Raw genomic sequence first — 16,953 nt, 5'->3', positions numbered from 1 at the left:
GTTTGAGATTACCCCGTAGGCCTGATAAGGCGCATTAGCGCCGCCATCAGGCGTTTTGCCGGATGGCGCTGCGCTTATCCGGCCTACGGGAGGCATCATGACAACGCATTTAAATCCACCACAAGAAGCCCCATATATGAAAAATGCGACGTTCTATCTTCTGGATAATGACACCACCGTCAACGGTTTAAGCGCCGTTGAACAACTGGTGTGTGAAATTGCCGCAGAACGTTGGCGCGCGGGCAAGCGCGTGCTGATCGCCTGCGAAGATGAGAAGCAGGCCATTCGGCTGGATGAAGCGCTGTGGGCAAGACCGGCGGAAAGTTTTGTCCCGCACAATCTGGCAGGCGAAGGCCCACGCGGCGGCGCGCCGGTTGAAATCGCCTGGCCGCAAAAACGCAACAGCAGCCCGCGCGATATTTTAATCAGCCTGCGTACAAGCTTTGCAGATTTTGCCACCGCTTTCACAGAAGTGGTAGACTTCGTCCCTTACGAAGAAACTTTGAAACAACTGGCGCGCGAACGCTACAAAGCCTACCGCGTGGCTGGTTTTAACCTGAATACGGCAACCTGGAAATAATGGAAAAGACATATAACCCCCAAGATATCGAACAGCCGCTTTACGAGCACTGGGAAAAGCAGGGCTATTTCAAGCCTAACGGCGACGAAAGCAAAGAGTCCTTCTGCATCATGATCCCGCCGCCGAACGTCACCGGCAGTTTGCATATGGGACATGCTTTCCAGCAAACCATCATGGATACCATGATCCGTTACCAGCGTATGCAGGGTAAAAACACCCTGTGGCAGGTCGGCACCGACCACGCCGGGATCGCCACCCAGATGGTGGTTGAGCGCAAGATTGCCGCTGAAGAAGGTAAAACCCGTCACGACTACGGCCGCGATGCGTTTATCGACAAAATCTGGCAGTGGAAAGCGGAATCCGGCGGCACCATTACCCGCCAAATGCGCCGTCTCGGCAACTCCGTTGACTGGGAGCGCGAGCGCTTCACCATGGACGAAGGCCTTTCCAATGCCGTGAAAGAAGTCTTTGTTCGCCTGTACAAAGAAGACCTGATTTACCGTGGCAAACGCCTGGTGAACTGGGACCCGAAACTGCGCACCGCCATCTCTGACCTGGAAGTGGAAAACCGCGAGTCCAAAGGCTCGATGTGGCACATCCGCTATCCGCTGGCCGACGGCGCGAAAACCGCAGACGGTAAAGATTATCTGGTTGTCGCCACCACCCGCCCGGAAACTATTCTCGGCGATACCGGCGTGGCCGTGAACCCGGAAGATCCGCGCTACCAGAGTCTTATCGGTAAATTCGTTATTCTGCCGCTGGTTAACCGCCGCATTCCGATTGTTGGCGACGAACACGCCGATATGGAAAAAGGCACCGGCTGCGTGAAGATCACCCCGGCGCACGACTTTAACGACTATGAGGTCGGGAAACGTCATGCCCTGCCGATGATCAACATCCTGACCTTTGACGGCGACATCCGCGAAAGCGCGGAAGTGTTCGATACCAAAGGTGAAGAGTCTGACGTTTATTCCAGCGAGATTCCGGCTGAGTTCCAGAAGCTGGAACGCTTTGCTGCCCGTAAAGCAGTCGTTGCTGCCGTTGACGCGCTGGGCCTGCTGGAAGAAATTAAACCGCACGATCTGACTGTCCCTTACGGCGACCGTGGCGGCGTGGTTATCGAACCGATGCTGACCGACCAGTGGTACGTCCGTGCTGACGTGCTGGCGAAACCGGCGGTGGAAGCGGTTGAGAACGGCGACATTCAGTTCGTGCCGAAGCAGTACGAAAACATGTACTTCTCCTGGATGCGCGATATTCAGGACTGGTGTATCTCTCGTCAGCTGTGGTGGGGTCACCGTATCCCGGCATGGTATGACAACGACGGCAACGTCTACGTTGGCCGTACCGAAGACGAAGTGCGTCAGGAAAATAACCTCGGCGCCGACGTTGCGCTTCGTCAGGACGAAGACGTTCTCGATACCTGGTTCTCCTCCGCGCTGTGGACTTTCTCCACCCTCGGCTGGCCGGAAAACACCGACGCCCTGCGTCAGTTCCACCCCACCAGCGTGATGGTGTCCGGCTTCGATATCATCTTCTTCTGGATTGCCCGCATGATCATGATGACCATGCACTTCATCAAAGATGAAAACGGCAAGCCGCAGGTGCCGTTCCATACCGTCTACATGACCGGTCTGATTCGCGACGACGAAGGCCAGAAGATGTCCAAATCCAAGGGTAACGTTATCGACCCGCTGGATATGGTGGACGGCATCTCCCTGCCGGAACTGCTGGAAAAACGCACCGGCAACATGATGCAGCCGCAGATGGCGGAGAAAATTCGCAAGCGTACCGAGAAGCAGTTCCCGAACGGCATTGAGCCGCACGGCACCGACGCCCTGCGCTTTACCCTGGCGGCGCTGGCCTCGACCGGCCGCGACATCAACTGGGATATGAAGCGTCTGGAAGGTTACCGTAACTTCTGTAACAAGCTGTGGAACGCCAGCCGCTTTGTGCTGATGAACACCGAAGAGCAGGATTGCGGCTTCAACGGCGGCGAAATGACGCTGTCGCTGGCTGACCGTTGGATCCTGGCGGAATTCAACCAGACCGTTAAAGCGTACCGCGACGCGCTGGACAGCTTCCGCTTCGATATCGCCGCGGGCATCCTGTACGAGTTCACCTGGAACCAGTTCTGCGACTGGTATCTGGAGCTGACCAAGCCGGTAATGACCGGGGGTTCCGAGTCTGAACTGCGTGGCACCCGCCATACGCTGGTCACCGTACTGGAAGGTCTGCTGCGCCTGGCGCATCCGATCATTCCGTTCATCACCGAAACCATCTGGCAGCGCGTGAAGGTTATCTGTGGCATTACCGCCGATACCATTATGCTGCAGCCGTTCCCGGAATATAACGCCGCACAGGTGGATGAAGCCGCGCTGGCCGATACCGAGTGGCTGAAGCAGGCGATCGTCGCGGTACGTAACATTCGTGCGGAAATGAACATCGCCCCGGGCAAACCGCTGGAACTGCTGCTGCGCGGCTGTAGTGAAGAAGCCGTTCGTCGTGTTAACGACAACCGTAGCTTCCTGCAAACCCTGGCGCGTCTGGAAAGCATCACCGTGCTGCCAGCCGATGACAAAGGTCCGGTTTCCGTGACCAAAATCATCGACGGCGCCGAACTGCTGATCCCGATGGCAGGCCTCATCAACAAAGACGATGAGCTGGCGCGTCTGGCGAAAGAAGTGGCGAAAATCGAAGGCGAGATTGCCCGTATCGAAGGCAAACTGTCCAACGAAGGTTTCGTCGCCCGTGCGCCGGAAGCGGTGATTGCCAAAGAGCGTGAGAAGCTGGACGGTTACGCAGAAGCCAAAGCGAAACTGATTGAGCAGCAGGCGGTTATTAGCGCGCTGTAATCTGAAAGCCTGATGGCGCTTCGCTTACCAGGCCTACACGTTCGCTTATTGACATGGCGCGATCGGTAGGCCGGATAAGGCATTCACGCCGCCATCCGACAACATGAATTATGGGCCGACGTAAACGTCGGCCTTTTTACATCAGATAAACGGGAAGTAAGGCATAATGCCACGAGAAATCCACATTAGCGGGCTGTTTTCCAGCGGCTTCTCATCATTGGTTAACTCAAGCGAATCCAGATCGCCCTGGACCTGTGTATTCTGCGCCAGCCAGCTCACCAGCCAAATTTTCAACCACGGATAAGCCAGCCCTAAGGTCACGCCGGAAATCACAAACACCACCAGTAACCGCCACAGCATACCGTGTGCAGTGACAGAGGAATGAAAACGAATCGAATCGTTCGCCAGTGACAAATTGTTTAAAAACAGGTTGCGTAACGCCACATATAAGTAACTGGTTACCACAATAATCGCGAGAAAATAGAGGAAATAACATGCCATTATCTGGCCATAATATTGCAGAATAAGCGCCCCTCCTGCCTGCGCATTCCCCATCATACTCAAAAGAATCATGTCGGTGAACACCGGCGCGATTAGATAACCAATCACGACAGCAAAAGGGAAAAGGGTCAACATTGCCAACACGCACCCTCTGATGCACGTTTTAACATTAACCTGAATCGAGAAACGATGAATGCCAAAGTTTGCGCCATTACCAAACAAGGTCATCCATTTGCTGTAGGTAATACCGTTAATGACCCCTATCCCAATAATAGCCAGCAAACCGAGAAAAACGATACTGAACACTAAACCGCCGACGGCGATGGTTACCAGTGAGATAATATAAAGAACAATATAAAGCGCCACCATCAGGAGTACAGGAAGAGCGAACATGTACCACCAGGCGCGCCGCATGGAACACTGGAATCCAAAATGTACGCCATTAAGCGAAGTCATCATCGCCTGATACTGTAATCCTTTCACCGCCATAAAAGGAATAATCGCAATTAATAAGCCGAATAGCGTAAAACCGAGACCGGGATGACCGTGTTCAATAAGAGAGAGGCTAACAATATAAATAATAAAAACTAACAACACACTAATAAATAATGCGCCGCCCGTGGCTTTGTAAGCAAAAGGCTGATTGTTTAGCGTCATGTTAGTATAAATATAACGTCGACATTTCACCATCGCCCACGGCGCATAGATTCCCAACGTGATACACGTCAACAAGAAATTCACAAGGCAAATAACAAAATACTTTCCGCCCTTGCCTGTAAACACCAACGTGTGATTATGGTTATCTTTACTACTGATAACGTTATTCATGAATCATATCCCTGAATTACAATCTATTAGAATTAATAATAAAAACCAGTAAACTGTTACTGATTTGACTACGATACTATTTTTGTTTAATTTTTCCGCCTTTTATTTTGTCTGATTCAGGATCTCCTTGCGCGTAACTCAAGACGGTGGTATTAAAGTAATCTATAAATAAATTTTAAAAATTGAGCCATATTATGAATAATGTCGCCTCGCCAACGCTCACGGTGCGCCGAATCACTACCGCCGACAATGCCGCTATTGCCCGTGTCATCCGTCAGGTTTCAGCGGAATACGGACTTACCGCCGATAAAGGTTATACCGTTGCCGACCCCAATCTGGATGAACTGTATCAGGTTTATAGCCAACCGGGCGCGGCCTACTGGGTGGTAGAGCAAAACGGTTGTGTGGTGGGCGGCGGCGGCGTGGCGCCGTTATCCTGTAGCGAACCAGACATTTGTGAACTGCAAAAAATGTATTTTTTACCGGTGATTCGTGGCCAGGGGCTGGCGAAAAAGCTGGCGCTGATGGCGCTGGATCATGCCCGTGAACAGGGTTTTAAACGCTGCTATCTGGAAACAACGGCTTTTTTACGCGAGGCGATTGCGCTATACGAACGTTTAGGATTTGAACATATTAGCGAACCGCTCGGCTGCACCGGACATGTCGATTGCGAAGTGAGGATGTTAAAGGATCTCTGAAAACCAGGCGTTTATTTATCCTCGCCAGGTATTATTTTTGCTGATATAAATAATCCCGGAAACATCCTGTTATCCGGGAATCACTTATTATTCAAGGAAGTTATAAATGAAACGCCTATTATCAGCAATTGTTTTCCCCGCTATGTTTATTAGTATCTCTAATGTATATGCATTAGATATACAGCCCGGCGAATGGAAAATGGAAAATATAGAAATGCGCACCATCAATCCAGATACAAAAGAAGTATTAATGGATGAAAAAAATTCGGGCATAGCGACGCTTATGTGTTATACCCCTAAAATGTCTGAAGATTCTAAAAAAATGGTGAAGGGTTTTTCTACCAGTGCAGGCGGTTGCACGACAACATTTGTAGAAAGTACGGATACCAAACTGATCAATGAGACTGTCTGTAATAATCCTGATGTCAAATCGCACTCTATTGTAGAAACGACGAAAATAAGCGATACAGAATTTGCGATGACCATGAAATCGGATGTCGATGCAGGAGGTAATAAAACAACCTCCATCAACAAAATTAAACAAACCTTTGTTGGCAAGACCTGCTCTGAAGCGTCAAAAGGCGTGAAACAGTAAGTATTTCAACACAAGAACCCGTAGTGATGATGCAAAAATGGCATTGTTCACGGTCACCTTTCGGGAATATAACACTGAGTGAGTTCTTTTTGCCTGCCGCAGGGCAGGCTTTACTCAGGACAGAATATCATGAAAATGACTTTTTCTGCTCGCCAGCAGTTTGATGTCGGGCGGATGACCACGCAGGTGGCGACAGCGTAAAAGATAAAAACGCTAATCTTTAATTTTACCCTTTATCCGGCGGCTGGCACGCCGCTATGAAAACGAAACTCGCGGTCTGGCGACAAGATAAGGTCAGCTTCTACCTCGCCAAAATAGCGCACGCGCGCAGAAATGTCCTCGGCGGAAATCTGCTGCGCCAGCGCCAGGTAATCCTGATAATGCCGTGCTTCGGAGCGCAGAAGCGAGAGATAAAACGTCTGTAAATCCTCATCCAGCCAGGGCGCCAGAGCGGCAAAACGTTCGCAGGAGCGGGCTTCGATATACGCCCCGCAAATCAGCTTATCAATTAAGGTGAGCGGTTCGTGCGTGCGTACCGCTTTCAACATTCCTTTCGCGTAGCGGCTGGCGGTGATTTTCACATAAGGAATGTTTCTGGCCTGCATGACCTCGCGTACCTGCCAAAAATGGTGCAACTCCTCTTTAATCAATAACACCATACGGTCGATAAGCTGACGTCCCCAGGGGTCATCAGTTTGCGGCATGGCGCTTTTGCTAATCTGTTTATGCAGGGCAACAAAATCCGGCTCCGGCCCCTGACGAAACGCGAACGCCTCGTAAGGTTGCAGCCAGGAGAGCAGCGCGTCGGCGCCCGATTTATCGGCGACATATTTACGCACCAACAGCAACGCGGTTTGCGCAGCCTTCAGTTCGCAGATCAGGTGATCGGTAAGCAGAAGAGGAAGATTTTGCGGATCGCGGGCCTGGACAATCCACGCCTGCGGCGTCGGGCAATGCAGGAAATTAAGCACCGGAGAGAGTATTTGCGGGTAATTCATACGTAACCTGTTAAAAAAATACGACAGCAGACGCTGCCGTACCGTCATACTATGCAGCTTTAGTGACGCACGCCGTCGTCATCTTCATCGACATAATCGTCGTCATCACCCTCTTCGCCATTAGGGTCTTCGAAATAGGTTCCCCAGCCGTCGTATTCAACATCATATTTTTCCGCCAGGTTCATCAGTTGCTCAACCTGAGCGTCGATGAGTTCGGCGTTCAACGCGCACTCGCTGAGGATGTCGCAACAAATAACCGTATCGCCCTCTTCCACTTCCAGCTCTTCCGGCTCCGTCACTTCATAGCCGAGTTTAAAGGCTTCTACCGCGGCTTTTTCCAACGTTTCGAAATCGTCAGCGGAAAGGTGATGCTCGATAGTGTACAGCGCATCCGGATCGCTGCCGTCCTCAAGTAACTCTTCAATAATTAAGCGCGTTTCTTCACGCTGCTCTTCCAGTAATTCCGGGTTTGCCATAGCTCGTTCCTCATAGATGTCCTGCCGATACTCTTATTGTCACATACCGCCGACGTTGCCTCCACCTTATCGAGAAAAGTTTTATCAAACAGAGTTGCAAATGAATAATCATCCATATAAAGTGAATTTTAATTCAATGAGAGGCCTAAGCCATGTGAGGGAAGTATGTCTACGTTTTACCAAAAACCTTTTTTAAAGTTACTTGATTTCACCGCCAGCGAGCTCACTGCTCTGTTGCAGCTTGCCGCCAAACTGAAAGCCGATAAGAAAAACGGTAAAGAAGAACAAAAGCTGGTGGGTAAGAATATTGCGCTCATCTTCGAAAAAGACTCGACCCGGACACGATGCTCTTTCGAAGTTGCCGCATACGATCAGGGGGCGCGCGTGACGTACCTGGGTTCCAGCGGGAGCCAGATCGGCCATAAAGAGTCCATCAAAGATACTGCCCGCGTCCTGGGCCGGATGTTTGACGGTATTCAGTATCGAGGATATGGCCAGGAGATCGTCGAAACGCTGGCTGAATATTCCGGTGTGCCGGTATGGAACGGTTTAACCGATGAGTATCACCCAACGCAATTACTGGCGGATCTGCTTACCATGCAGGAACATCTGCCGGGTAAAGCCTTTAACGAGATGACGTTGGTCTATGCCGGCGACGCGCGTAATAACATGGGTAACTCCATGCTGGAAGCCGCCGCGTTAACAGGATTGGATCTCCGTCTGGTCGCGCCAAAAGCCTGCTGGCCGCAAGCCGCGTTAGTGGCGGAGTGCAGCGCCATGGCGAAAAAGAACGGCGGCGCCATAACCCTGACCGAAGATATCGCCTCGGGCGTAAAAGGCGCGGATTTTATCTATACCGATGTTTGGGTCTCTATGGGCGAACCCAAAGAGAAATGGGCGGAGCGTATTGCCCTGCTGCGTGATTATCAGGTCAACAGCCAGATGATGGCCTTAACCGGCAATCCGCAGGTTAAGTTCCTGCATTGTCTGCCTGCGTTCCATGATGACGAAACCACGCTCGGCAAAAAAATGGCCGAAGAGTACGGTTTACATGGCGGGATGGAAGTGACCGACGAGGTTTTTGAGTCTGCGGCCAGCATTGTCTTTGATGAAGCGGAAAACCGAATGCATACCATCAAAGCAGTAATGGTAGCGACGCTGTCTAAATAATGTCGTGATGATGCCGGATGGCGGTTGGCCTACAAGATCGCAACGTGCAGGCGCCGCCATCCGGCACAAAATATTACGCCATCAGCATTTTCACAACCGCTTTACGTACCCGCGCCGGTTCTCCCACCGCGCACAGGGGCTTATGCACTTCGCCGGGATAAAACACCACAAAGTCGCCTTCGTTCAGGACGACGGTTTTCTCGTCGACGCTCGTCGGTAAAAATGCAATGTCTTTATCCGCCAGCCAGTCCGTGTGCGGCGTTCCCGCAGGCCGGGTACTGAATGCCATCCCTTCCTGACCTTGTAGCACAATCTGAATATCAAGATAACGAGCGTGATACTCTGCGCTGCGCGATTCGCCCGGCTCCGTCATATTTTCAGAAATCATATAAAACAGCCTGTCGCCGTCAATGTCATACTTACCTGGCGCGGTCGTTGTCGTGACATGCGCATTGACGTGCTCAATCGCCTGCCGTAACGCCGTCGGCAGCCAGACCTCCAGATGTTCAATATTGCCAATAATCATCGCATCCCCTTAGTTAAAACAGCGTTTTATTTTTCTCTTTATACGAGAAAAATGGCTGCCATACTACCCTTACTCTCATCGATTTTGCGCCAGCGCATGTTTATCGCCAGCGGTGTTTCTATATTGTTAATAGTTCGCCCAACTTTATGCAGTGCCTATGCATAAACCCCAGCGGCGCCAAATTGCCATCACTAACAATGCTTTGATATTAAAGGCGTTAACATAAAAACGTTTTAGCGATCACAATTCGCTCTCCCTGCATAAATGACTTCTCTATCCATAGTTATTTTTAAATTATTTAAATATCCCCGATAATAAAATCCCCCTCACGCATAGTTATGCAACCATTAAAAATAATCACTTTATTTTCAATGAGTTAAGATTTAAATATCATTCAATACAGCAAACAAATAATTAACAATAGAAAAATAACAAACCATATAGCTGCGTAGTAATTCATTTAATGCCTTATTGTTTTTTGAATTTCTCTGACCCGGTTCATATATTAAGTAAGAAAAATAGCACTCCTTGATTGATGTGAATCTCATCACATTAACAACCCAAATAAAATTCAATCATTGCTCCCGAATTTAACTGAAACGCCGCGACTGCAAGCACGCTAAATATTTGCAGCCACTCCTTCTTTATTCTTGTAATTATGTAAAAGGTATAATGATGGAAAAGCATTTTGTCGGTTCTGAAATCGGTCAATTACGCAGCGTAATGTTGCATCGGCCCAATCTCAGCCTAAAAAGACTTACCCCTTCAAATTGTCAGGAATTACTTTTTGACGATGTATTATCCGTAGAGCGCGCTGGCGAAGAGCATGACATTTTTGCCAACACGCTGCGCCAGCAAGGGATAGAAGTGTTGCTGTTAACCGACCTGCTCACCCAAACGCTGGATGTGGCTGACGCTAAAGCCTGGCTACTGGATACGCAAATTTCCGATTATCGCCTTGGGCCCACCTTTGCCGCAGATATTCGCGCCTGGCTGGCGGATATGCCGCACCGTGAACTGGCTCGCCATTTAAGCGGCGGTTTAACTTACGGCGAAATTCCCGCCTCCATAAAAAATATGGTGGTCGATACTCACGATATTAATGACTTTATTATGAAGCCATTACCGAATCACCTATTTACCCGTGACACGTCCTGCTGGATATATAACGGCGTCTCAATTAACCCCATGGCGAAACCTGCACGCCAACGTGAAACGAATAATTTACGTGCCATTTATCGCTGGCATCCTCAATTCGCAGGCGGTGATTTCATTAAATATTTCGGCGACGAGGACATTAATTACGACCACGCCACTTTAGAGGGCGGCGATGTGCTGGTGATTGGCCGCGGCGCGGTGTTGATCGGTATGTCTGAACGTACTACGCCGCAGGGCGTCGAGTTCCTGGCGCAGGCATTGTTTAAACATCGTCAGGCGGAACGCGTCATTGCCGTTGAACTGCCAAAACATCGCTCCTGTATGCACCTTGACACCGTCATGACCCACATTGATATCGACACCTTCTCCGTCTATCCGGAAGTCGTTCGCCCGGACGTTCAGTGCTGGACGCTGACGCCAGACGGACGCGGCGGTCTGAAACGAACCCAGGAGAGCACGCTGGTTCATGCTCTTGAAACAGCGCTTGGCATCGATCAGGTGCGCTTAATCACCACTGGCGGCGACGCATTTGAAGCTGAGCGCGAACAGTGGAATGACGCCAATAACGTGCTCACCCTGCGTCCAGGCGTGGTGGTGGGCTATGAGCGCAACATCTGGACCAACGAAAAATACGACAAAGCCGGCATTACCGTCCTTCCCATTCCCGGCGATGAACTGGGTCGCGGGCGCGGGGGCGCACGCTGCATGAGCTGTCCACTGGAACGCGATGGTATTTAAAGGAGACGTTATGGAAAACAAACGCACACTGGTCGTCGCGCTGGGCGGCAATGCGCTGCTCAAACGCGGCGAACCGCTGGAGGCTGATATTCAGCGTAAAAATATCGAACTGGCGGCCAGAACCATCGCCCAGCTTACGCGGCAATGGCGCGTGGTGTTAGTGCACGGCAACGGCCCACAGGTAGGACTGCTGGCGCTACAAAATAGCGCCTACGCTAACGTTACACCCTACCCGCTCGATATTCTCGGTGCGGAAAGCCAGGGCATGATTGGCTACATGCTGCAACAGGCGCTGAAGAATCATCTGCCGGAGCGTGAAATCAGCGTCCTGCTCACCCAGGTCGAAGTCGATGCCAACGACCCGGCATTCCTCAATCCAACCAAATATATCGGACCGATTTACGACGAAGCGCAGGCCCGTGCGTTACAGGCAGAAAAGGGCTGGGTATTCAAAGCCGACGGTAACGCCTTCCGCCGCGTTGTGCCCTCCCCGCAGCCGAAACGCATTGTGGAAAACGATGCCATCCGCGCGCTGATTAGCCGCGATCACCTGGTTATCTGTAACGGCGGCGGCGGCGTGCCGGTCGTGGAAAAAGCCGATGGCTACCACGGTATCGAGGCGGTGATCGACAAAGATCTGTCCGCCGCCCTGCTTGCCAGCCAAATTCACGCCGACGCGCTGCTCATTCTGACCGATGCCGACGCGGTGTATCTCGACTGGGGCAAGCCCACCCAACGCCCGCTGGCGCAGGTTACGCCGGAGCTGCTTCGTGAAATGCAGTTCGACGCCGGTTCGATGGGCCCGAAAGTGACCGCCTGCGCTGAGTTTGTCAGCCATTGCCGCGGCATTGCCGGAATCGGCTCGCTGGCGGATGGGCAAGCCATTCTCGCGGGCGAGAAAGGTACTTTGATTCGGTGTGAAACCGCCGACGTTGACGCATAAGGCTTTTTACCGGATGGCGGCTTCCGCCTTATTCGGCCTACAGAGCGCGCATAACCGTGGGCCGGATAAGCGCAGCGCCATCAGGCAATTCATTTTAACAAGGATATTGTAATGGTTATTTCACTGAAAAATCGTAACTTTTTGAAGCTGCTTGACTACACCCCGGCGGAAATCCAACACCTCATCGATCTGGCTATTGAGCTGAAAGCCGCAAAAAAAGCCGGATGCGAAAAGCAAACACTGATCGGCAAAAACATCGCGCTGATTTTTGAAAAAACCTCTACTCGCACCCGATGCGCGTTTGAAGTCGCCGCGTTCGACCAGGGCGCGCAGGTGACTTATCTCGGCCCAAGCGGCTCGCAGATCGGCCATAAAGAGTCCATGAAAGATACTGCTCGCGTCCTGGGGCGGATGTATGACGGCATCGAATATCGCGGATTTGGTCAACACATTGTGGAAGAGCTGGGGGAATACGCGGGCGTTCCCGTCTGGAACGGCCTGACCGATGAATTTCACCCCACACAGATCCTGGCCGATCTGATGACCATGCTGGAACATGCGCCGGGCAAAACGCTGCCGGAACTGAGCTTCGCCTACCTGGGCGACGCGCGCAACAACATGGGCAATTCGCTGATGGTGGGCGCGGCGAAGATGGGCATGGATATCCGTCTGATAGCGCCAAAGTCCTTCTGGCCTGATGCCGCGCTGGTCGCGCAGTGCCGAGAAATCGCCAGCGTTACCGGCGCTCGTATCACCTTAACGGAGAGCGTTGAAGACGGCGTTCACGGTGTGGATTTCCTCTATACCGACGTCTGGGTCTCGATGGGAGAACCCAAAGAAGCCTGGGCGGAGCGCGTCAGTCTGATGACGCCATATCAGGTCAACCAGCAGGTGGTAAACGCTACCGGTAATCCTGATGTGAAGTTTATGCACTGCCTGCCCGCCTTCCATAACGAGCACACCAAAGTGGGACGCGAAATCGAAATGGCTTACGGCCTGAAAGGACTGGAGGTCACGGAAGAGGTGTTCGAGTCCGCAGGCTCGATAGTCTTCGATGAAGCGGAAAACCGGATGCACACCATCAAAGCAGTCATGGTGGCGACGCTCGGCGACTAATCCCACAGGATATGCGCCCTCGCGGCGCATATCCGTGATATCAGGAGAGAACATCATGGGTAAATTTAAATTTCCCACCGCTTATACCATCCTGTTTATTCTTATTGCCCTGGTCGCAGTGATGACCTGGATTGTGCCGGCGGGAAAATACCAAATGGCGATGAACGCCACGCTGGGAAAAGAGGTGCCGGTGGCGGGAACGTATGCCCCCGTGGACGCGCATCCGCAAGGGATTACCGCTGTTTTACTGGCGCCGATTGACGGCCTCTATAACCACGAAACCTACACCGCCGGCGCCATTGACGTCGCGCTGTTTGTCTTGATTATCGGCGGCTTTCTGGGGGTGGTGAATAAAACGGGGGCGATTGATGCCGGTATTGAACGGGTAACTATCAAACTCAACGGCAAAGATGAGTGGATGATCCCCATTCTGATGGCGCTGTTCGCCGCAGGCGGCACTATCTATGGCATGGCGGAGGAGTCGTTGCCCTTCTACACGCTGCTGGTGCCGGTTATGATGGCGGCCCGCTTCGATCCGTTAGTGGCCGCGGCAACCGTACTGCTCGGCGCGGGGATAGGCACGCTCGGTTCGACCATTAACCCTTTCGCCACGGTCATTGCCGCCAACGCCGCCGGCATCCCTTTTACTCAGGGAATGCTGATGCGAGTACTGCTGTTAATTGTCGGCTACGTACTGTGCGTGTTTTGGGTAATGCGCTATGCGCGCAAAGTCCGCGCCCATCCTGAGCTTTCTATCGTGGCAGATAAAATGGAGGAAAACCGCGCCCATTTCCTCGGCAATCGAGCCAATACTCTGCTGGAGTTTACGGCTACCCGGAAATGGGTGCTGATGATCTTCGCCGCCTCTTTCGCGGTGATGATTTACGGCGTGGCGGTTCTCGGCTGGTGGATGGCGGAAATCTCCGGCGTCTTTCTGGCGGCGGCGATTATCGTTGGCGTGATAACGCGGATGGGTGAGGAAGCGTTCACCAGTACCTTTATTGACGGCGCGCGGGATTTACTCGGCGTGGCGCTAATTATTGGTATCGCGCGCGGCATTGTGGTGGTCATGGATAACGGTATGATTACCCACACCATTTTGCACAGCGCGGAAAGTCTGGTTTCCGGCCTCTCTACCACTATTTTCATAAACGTAACCTACTGGCTGGAAGTATTGCTCTCCTTCCTGGTGCCCTCCTCTTCCGGTCTTGCCGTATTGACAATGCCCATTATGGCGCCGTTAGCGGATTTTGCCCACGTACAGCGGGATTTGGTCGTAACCGCCTACCAGTCGGCCTCCGGGATTGTGAACCTGGTTACGCCCACCTCCGCCGTGGTCATGGGCGGTCTGGCGATCGCGCGGGTTCCCTATGTCCGCTATCTGAAATGGGTCGCCCCGCTGTTGCTGATCCTGACATTGCTGAATATGGCGGTACTGAGCATCGGAGCGATGATGTAACGAGCCAGATGGCGACGCGTCTTATCTGACAGGACTGATAAGCACAGCGCCATCAGGCACGCCGTCACCTTTTTTGATCGGCTTCTCATTTTCCTGCAAAACCGCCCGATTGATCCGCAATCGATGTGACAAATGTGATGAATTTCGCCAGTCCGTTGATATCAATAATAAAGATAAGGTGCATTTATGAAGGAATACGATGATTACTCCGCCAAAGAACAACAGCAACTGGCGGTTTGTCAGCGCCTGATTAGTGAAAAAAGTTACCTGTCCCAGGAGGAGATTCGCCGCGATTTACAAAATGAGGGATTTGAAGGTATCAGCCAGTCTACGGTTTCGCGCCTGCTCAAGCTGCTGGGCGCAATAAAAATCAGAAATACGAAGGGACAAAAGATTTATTCCGTAAATCCCCAGCGGCGACCTTCGCCGGATGCCGGACGTTCAATAGCCGAAATGGTCGTTAGCGTTGAACATAATAGCGAATTTATCCTTATCCATACGGCGGCAGGTTATGGTCGCGCCGTCGCGAGAATTCTGGATTACCACGCATTGCCGGAAATTCTCGGCGTCGTTGCCGGTAGCAGTATTGTCTGGGTCGCACCACGGGTCGTTCAGCGCACGGCGCTGGTACACAAACAAATTAATTATTTGCTTAAAATGAATTTAAATTCATAAGAACCGTTTGCGATGAGTAAATCATGCATTAATCGCTTGATCCCAAAACAGAGCTGAGTATAATCGCGGACAATTTGCCGGGAGGAAGCATGGTTCAGTGTGTACGACATTCTGTCTTACCGCGTCTGAAAAAAGACGCAGGCCTGCCGTTTTTCTTTCCGTTGAAAACCAATACCAAGCCCCTCAATTGAGGGGTTTTTTTTTGCCCAGGCGTCAGGAGATAAACATGGCTAACCCGCTATATCAAAAACATATCATTTCCATAAACGACCTCAGCCGCGACGATCTTAATCTGGTACTGGCGACGGCGGCGAAATTAAAAGCCAACCCGCAGCCGGAGCTTTTGAAACATAAAGTGATCGCCAGCTGCTTTTTCGAAGCCTCCACGCGTACCCGCCTGTCGTTTGAAACTTCAATGCATCGCCTGGGCGCCAGCGTAGTGGGCTTCTCCGACAGCGCCAACACGTCGCTGGGGAAAAAAGGAGAAACGTTAGCCGACACGATCTCAGTGATTAGCACTTACGTGGACGCGATTGTGATGCGCCATCCGCAAGAAGGCGCGGCACGTCTGGCGACGGAGTTTTCCGGTCAGGTGCCGGTGCTCAATGCGGGCGACGGTTCGAACCAGCATCCGACACAGACCCTGTTGGATCTGTTCACCATCCAGGAAACGCAGGGCCGTCTGGATAACTTGCATATCGCGATGGTCGGCGATCTGAAATATGGCCGCACCGTGCATTCGCTAACCCAGGCGCTGGCGAAATTTAGCGGCAACCGTTTTTATTTTATCGCGCCGGACGCGCTGGCGATGCCGCAGTACATTCTGGATATGCTGGATGAAAAAGGGATGGCCTGGAGCCTGCATGGTTCTATTGAAGAGGTCATGGCCGACGTCGACATCCTCTATATGACTCGCGTACAGAAAGAGCGTCTCGACCCGTCGGAGTACGCCAATGTGAAGGCGCAGTTTGTTCTGCGCGCCAGCGACCTGAACGGCGCGCGTGAAAATATGAAAGTGCTGCACCCGCTGCCGCGGATTGATGAAATCACCACGGATGTGGATAAAACGCCACACGCCTGGTACTTCCAACAGGCGGGCAACGGTATTTTCGCTCGCCAGGCGTTACTGGCGTTAGTACTGAATAGCGAACTGAGTCTGTAAGGGAGAAAAACGATGACACACGATAACAAACTGCAGGTTGAAGCCATTAAATGCGGCACCGTGATTGACCATATCCCTGCGCAGGTAGGCTTTAAACTGCTGAGTCTGTTTAAATTGACCGAGACCGATCAGCGAATCACTATCGGTCTGAATCTCCCGTCTGGCGAGATGGGGCGTAAAGACTTAATCAAAATAGAAAACACCTTTCTCACCGAAGAGCAGGTTAACCAACTTGCTCTGTACGCGCCGCAGGCCACCGTTAACCGCATCGACAACTACGACGTAGTCGGGAAATCACGCCCCAGCCTGCCAGAGCGTATTAATAATGTGCTGGTTTGCCCGAACAGCAACTGCATCAGCCACGCGGAACCAGTATCCTCCAGCTTTGCAGTGAAAAAACGCGCCAATGATATCGCCCTCAAATGCAAATACTGTGAAAAAGAGTTTTCGCATTATGTGGTGCTGGCCAACTAAT

At 51.8% G+C, this 16,953-nt stretch carries 18 protein-coding genes and 22 other annotated features; of the genes, 13 read left to right on the top strand and 5 right to left on the bottom strand.

What is annotated here, in order from left to right:
- Nucleotides 1-89 precede the first annotated feature (89 nt).
- Nucleotides 90-95: a ribosome-binding site (putative RBS for holC; RegulonDB:STMS1H004351), on the top strand.
- Nucleotides 90-580, top strand: a protein-coding gene (holC, locus tag STM4476) for a DNA polymerase III, chi subunit (RefSeq protein NP_463336.3). Within the gene, nucleotides 98-580 belong to an annotated coding region; the region does not span the whole gene. It overlaps the preceding feature by 6 nt.
- Nucleotides 571-576 (top strand) — a ribosome-binding site (putative RBS for valS; RegulonDB:STMS1H004350). It overlaps the preceding gene by 6 nt.
- Nucleotides 571-3,435, top strand: a protein-coding gene (gene valS / locus STM4475; RefSeq protein NP_463335.1) for a valine tRNA synthetase. Within the gene, nucleotides 580-3,435 belong to an annotated coding region; the region does not span the whole gene. The genes holC and valS overlap by 10 nt, the downstream gene beginning before the upstream one ends.
- A gap of 141 nt (nucleotides 3,436-3,576) precedes the next feature.
- Here valS and yjgN read toward each other — a convergent pair.
- The gene (yjgN, locus tag STM4474; RefSeq protein ID NP_463334.1) for a putative inner membrane protein occupies nucleotides 3,577-4,778 on the bottom strand. Within the gene, nucleotides 3,577-4,764 belong to an annotated coding region; the region does not span the whole gene.
- Nucleotides 4,773-4,778, bottom strand: a ribosome-binding site (putative RBS for yjgN; RegulonDB:STMS1H004349). (Overlaps the previous gene by 6 nt.)
- Nucleotides 4,779-4,958: 180 nt before the next feature.
- Between yjgN and yjgM the strand changes: the two genes are divergently transcribed.
- Both yjgM and ytgA read left to right on the top strand, forming a co-directional pair.
- Nucleotides 4,959-5,462: a putative acetyltransferase gene (gene yjgM / locus STM4473; RefSeq protein ID NP_463333.1), complete on the top strand. Its 504-nt coding sequence runs from the start codon at nucleotides 4,959-4,961 to the stop codon at nucleotides 5,460-5,462.
- A gap of 99 nt (nucleotides 5,463-5,561) precedes the next feature.
- Nucleotides 5,562-5,567, top strand: a ribosome-binding site (putative RBS for ytgA; RegulonDB:STMS1H004348).
- Nucleotides 5,562-6,057, top strand: a protein-coding gene (ytgA, locus tag STM4472; RefSeq protein ID NP_463332.1) for a putative inner membrane protein. Within the gene, nucleotides 5,569-6,057 belong to an annotated coding region; the region does not span the whole gene. It overlaps the preceding feature by 6 nt.
- 233 nt (nucleotides 6,058-6,290) lie before the next feature.
- Here ytgA and miaE read toward each other — a convergent pair.
- Nucleotides 6,291-7,103 (bottom strand): hydroxylase for synthesis of 2-methylthio-cis-ribozeatin in tRNA, encoded by an 813-nt coding sequence (gene miaE, locus STM4471; protein NP_463331.1) that lies wholly within the window; start codon nucleotides 7,101-7,103, stop codon nucleotides 6,291-6,293.
- An 11-nt stretch (nucleotides 7,104-7,114) separates the two neighbouring features.
- The gene (yjgD, locus tag STM4470; protein ID NP_463330.1) for a putative cytoplasmic protein occupies nucleotides 7,115-7,543 on the bottom strand. Within the gene, nucleotides 7,115-7,531 belong to an annotated coding region; the region does not span the whole gene.
- Nucleotides 7,484-7,495: a protein binding site (putative binding site for ArgR, RegulonDB: STMS1H000025), on the top strand. (Overlaps the previous gene by 12 nt.)
- Nucleotides 7,538-7,543 (bottom strand) — a ribosome-binding site (putative RBS for yjgD; RegulonDB:STMS1H004347). Its footprint lies within the gene yjgD.
- A 79-nt stretch (nucleotides 7,544-7,622) precedes the next feature.
- Nucleotides 7,623-7,631 (top strand) — a -35 signal (putative -35_signal for argI; RegulonDB:STMLTH004678).
- On the opposite strand from yjgD, the gene argI reads away from it, so the two are divergent.
- Nucleotides 7,623-8,701 (top strand): ornithine carbamoyltransferase 1 gene (gene argI, locus STM4469; protein ID NP_463329.1). Within the gene, nucleotides 7,697-8,701 belong to an annotated coding region; the region does not span the whole gene. Its footprint overlaps the feature before it by 9 nt.
- Nucleotides 7,632-7,648 (top strand) — a protein binding site (putative binding site for ArgR, RegulonDB: STMS1H000027). Its footprint overlaps the gene before it by 17 nt.
- Nucleotides 7,639-7,647 (top strand) — a -10 signal (putative -10_signal for argI; RegulonDB:STMLTH004678). Its footprint overlaps the feature before it by 9 nt.
- Nucleotides 7,688-7,693 (top strand) — a ribosome-binding site (putative RBS for argI; RegulonDB:STMS1H004346).
- Before the next feature lie 73 nt (nucleotides 8,702-8,774).
- Here argI and yjgK read toward each other — a convergent pair.
- The gene (gene yjgK, locus STM4468; protein ID NP_463328.1) for a putative cytoplasmic protein occupies nucleotides 8,775-9,238 on the bottom strand. Within the gene, nucleotides 8,775-9,227 belong to an annotated coding region; the region does not span the whole gene.
- Nucleotides 9,233-9,238, bottom strand: a ribosome-binding site (putative RBS for yjgK; RegulonDB:STMS1H004345). (Overlaps the previous gene by 6 nt.)
- A 658-nt stretch (nucleotides 9,239-9,896) precedes the next feature.
- Nucleotides 9,897-9,902: a ribosome-binding site (putative RBS for STM4467; RegulonDB:STMS1H004344), on the top strand.
- On the opposite strand from yjgK, the gene STM4467 reads away from it, so the two are divergent.
- The 5 genes from STM4467 to STM4463 all read left to right on the top strand — a co-directional run bounded on the left by STM4467 (nucleotide 9,897) and on the right by STM4463 (nucleotide 15,316).
- The gene (locus tag STM4467; RefSeq protein ID NP_463327.1) for a putative arginine deiminase occupies nucleotides 9,897-11,123 on the top strand. Within the gene, nucleotides 9,903-11,123 belong to an annotated coding region; the region does not span the whole gene. It overlaps the preceding feature by 6 nt.
- A gap of 3 nt (nucleotides 11,124-11,126) precedes the next feature.
- Nucleotides 11,127-11,132, top strand: a ribosome-binding site (putative RBS for STM4466; RegulonDB:STMS1H004343).
- Nucleotides 11,127-12,066, top strand: a protein-coding gene (locus tag STM4466; RefSeq protein ID NP_463326.1) for a putative carbamate kinase. Within the gene, nucleotides 11,134-12,066 belong to an annotated coding region; the region does not span the whole gene. (Overlaps the previous feature by 6 nt.)
- Before the next feature lie 105 nt (nucleotides 12,067-12,171).
- Nucleotides 12,172-12,177: a ribosome-binding site (putative RBS for STM4465; RegulonDB:STMS1H004342), on the top strand.
- The gene (locus tag STM4465) for a putative ornithine carbamoyltransferase (RefSeq protein NP_463325.1) occupies nucleotides 12,172-13,182 on the top strand. Within the gene, nucleotides 12,178-13,182 belong to an annotated coding region; the region does not span the whole gene. (Overlaps the previous feature by 6 nt.)
- A gap of 47 nt (nucleotides 13,183-13,229) precedes the next feature.
- Nucleotides 13,230-13,235: a ribosome-binding site (putative RBS for STM4464; RegulonDB:STMS1H004341), on the top strand.
- The gene (locus STM4464; RefSeq protein ID NP_463324.1) for a putative arginine repressor occupies nucleotides 13,230-14,641 on the top strand. Within the gene, nucleotides 13,238-14,641 belong to an annotated coding region; the region does not span the whole gene. It overlaps the preceding feature by 6 nt.
- Nucleotides 14,642-14,821: 180 nt before the next feature.
- Nucleotides 14,822-14,827 (top strand) — a ribosome-binding site (putative RBS for STM4463; RegulonDB:STMS1H004340).
- Nucleotides 14,822-15,316 (top strand): putative arginine repressor gene (locus tag STM4463; protein NP_463323.1). Within the gene, nucleotides 14,828-15,316 belong to an annotated coding region; the region does not span the whole gene. It overlaps the preceding feature by 6 nt.
- Here the strand turns inward: STM4463 and yjgG are convergent.
- Nucleotides 15,286-15,439 (bottom strand): putative cytoplasmic protein gene (gene yjgG, locus STM4462; RefSeq protein NP_453732.1). Within the gene, nucleotides 15,286-15,426 belong to an annotated coding region; the region does not span the whole gene. The genes STM4463 and yjgG overlap by 31 nt on opposite strands.
- Nucleotides 15,347-15,355 (top strand) — a -35 signal (putative -35_signal for pyrB; RegulonDB:STMLTH004677). Its footprint overlaps the gene before it by 9 nt.
- Here yjgG and pyrB point away from each other — a divergent pair.
- Nucleotides 15,347-16,478, top strand: a protein-coding gene (gene pyrB, locus STM4460; RefSeq protein NP_463320.1) for an aspartate carbamoyltransferase, catalytic subunit. Within the gene, nucleotides 15,543-16,478 belong to an annotated coding region; the region does not span the whole gene. The genes yjgG and pyrB overlap by 93 nt on opposite strands.
- Nucleotides 15,365-15,373, top strand: a -10 signal (putative -10_signal for pyrB; RegulonDB:STMLTH004677). Its footprint overlaps the gene before it by 9 nt.
- Nucleotides 15,398-15,403: a ribosome-binding site (putative RBS for pyrL; RegulonDB:STMS1H004338), on the top strand.
- Nucleotides 15,398-15,507 (top strand): pyrBI operon leader peptide gene (gene pyrL, locus STM4461; protein NP_463321.1). Within the gene, nucleotides 15,406-15,507 belong to an annotated coding region; the region does not span the whole gene. Before pyrB ends, pyrL begins: the two co-directional genes overlap by 110 nt.
- Nucleotides 15,434-15,439, bottom strand: a ribosome-binding site (putative RBS for yjgG; RegulonDB:STMS1H004339). It overlaps the preceding gene by 6 nt.
- Nucleotides 15,531-15,536 (top strand) — a ribosome-binding site (putative RBS for pyrB; RegulonDB:STMS1H004337).
- Nucleotides 16,477-16,482: a ribosome-binding site (putative RBS for pyrI; RegulonDB:STMS1H004336), on the top strand.
- The gene (gene pyrI, locus STM4459; RefSeq protein ID NP_463319.1) for an aspartate carbamoyltransferase, regulatory subunit occupies nucleotides 16,477-16,952 on the top strand. Within the gene, nucleotides 16,491-16,952 belong to an annotated coding region; the region does not span the whole gene. It overlaps the preceding feature by 6 nt.
- Nucleotide 16,953: the final 1 nt, after the last annotated feature.

Source organism: Salmonella enterica subsp. enterica serovar Typhimurium str. LT2, assembly GCF_000006945.2.
GTDB classification, from domain to species: Bacteria; Pseudomonadota; Gammaproteobacteria; order Enterobacterales; family Enterobacteriaceae; genus Salmonella; species Salmonella enterica.
The sequence above is the reverse complement of the archived record's forward strand: the minus strand, read 5'-3'. Positions and strand labels throughout refer to the sequence as shown.

Bases quoted from the DNA above. Each gene is read 5' to 3' on its own strand.
- holC (NP_463336.3), top strand. From the start codon at position 98: ATGACAACGCATTTAAATCCACCACAAGAAGCCCCATATATGAAAAAT.
- valS (NP_463335.1), top strand. From the start codon at position 580: ATGGAAAAGACATATAACCCCCAAGATATCGAACAGCCGCTTTACGAG.
- yjgN (NP_463334.1), bottom strand. From the start codon at position 4,764: ATGAATAACGTTATCAGTAGTAAAGATAACCATAATCACACGTTGGTG.
- yjgM (NP_463333.1), top strand. From the start codon at position 4,959: ATGAATAATGTCGCCTCGCCAACGCTCACGGTGCGCCGAATCACTACC.
- ytgA (NP_463332.1), top strand. From the start codon at position 5,569: ATGAAACGCCTATTATCAGCAATTGTTTTCCCCGCTATGTTTATTAGT.
- miaE (NP_463331.1), bottom strand. From the start codon at position 7,103: ATGACGGTACGGCAGCGTCTGCTGTCGTATTTTTTTAACAGGTTACGT.
- yjgD (NP_463330.1), bottom strand. From the start codon at position 7,531: ATGGCAAACCCGGAATTACTGGAAGAGCAGCGTGAAGAAACGCGCTTA.
- argI (NP_463329.1), top strand. From the start codon at position 7,697: ATGTCTACGTTTTACCAAAAACCTTTTTTAAAGTTACTTGATTTCACC.
- yjgK (NP_463328.1), bottom strand. From the start codon at position 9,227: ATGATTATTGGCAATATTGAACATCTGGAGGTCTGGCTGCCGACGGCG.
- STM4467 (NP_463327.1), top strand. From the start codon at position 9,903: ATGGAAAAGCATTTTGTCGGTTCTGAAATCGGTCAATTACGCAGCGTA.
- STM4466 (NP_463326.1), top strand. From the start codon at position 11,134: ATGGAAAACAAACGCACACTGGTCGTCGCGCTGGGCGGCAATGCGCTG.
- STM4465 (NP_463325.1), top strand. From the start codon at position 12,178: ATGGTTATTTCACTGAAAAATCGTAACTTTTTGAAGCTGCTTGACTAC.
- STM4464 (NP_463324.1), top strand. From the start codon at position 13,238: ATGGGTAAATTTAAATTTCCCACCGCTTATACCATCCTGTTTATTCTT.
- STM4463 (NP_463323.1), top strand. From the start codon at position 14,828: ATGAAGGAATACGATGATTACTCCGCCAAAGAACAACAGCAACTGGCG.
- pyrL (NP_463321.1), top strand. From the start codon at position 15,406: ATGGTTCAGTGTGTACGACATTCTGTCTTACCGCGTCTGAAAAAAGAC.
- yjgG (NP_453732.1), bottom strand. From the start codon at position 15,426: ATGTCGTACACACTGAACCATGCTTCCTCCCGGCAAATTGTCCGCGAT.
- pyrB (NP_463320.1), top strand. From the start codon at position 15,543: ATGGCTAACCCGCTATATCAAAAACATATCATTTCCATAAACGACCTC.
- pyrI (NP_463319.1), top strand. From the start codon at position 16,491: ATGACACACGATAACAAACTGCAGGTTGAAGCCATTAAATGCGGCACC.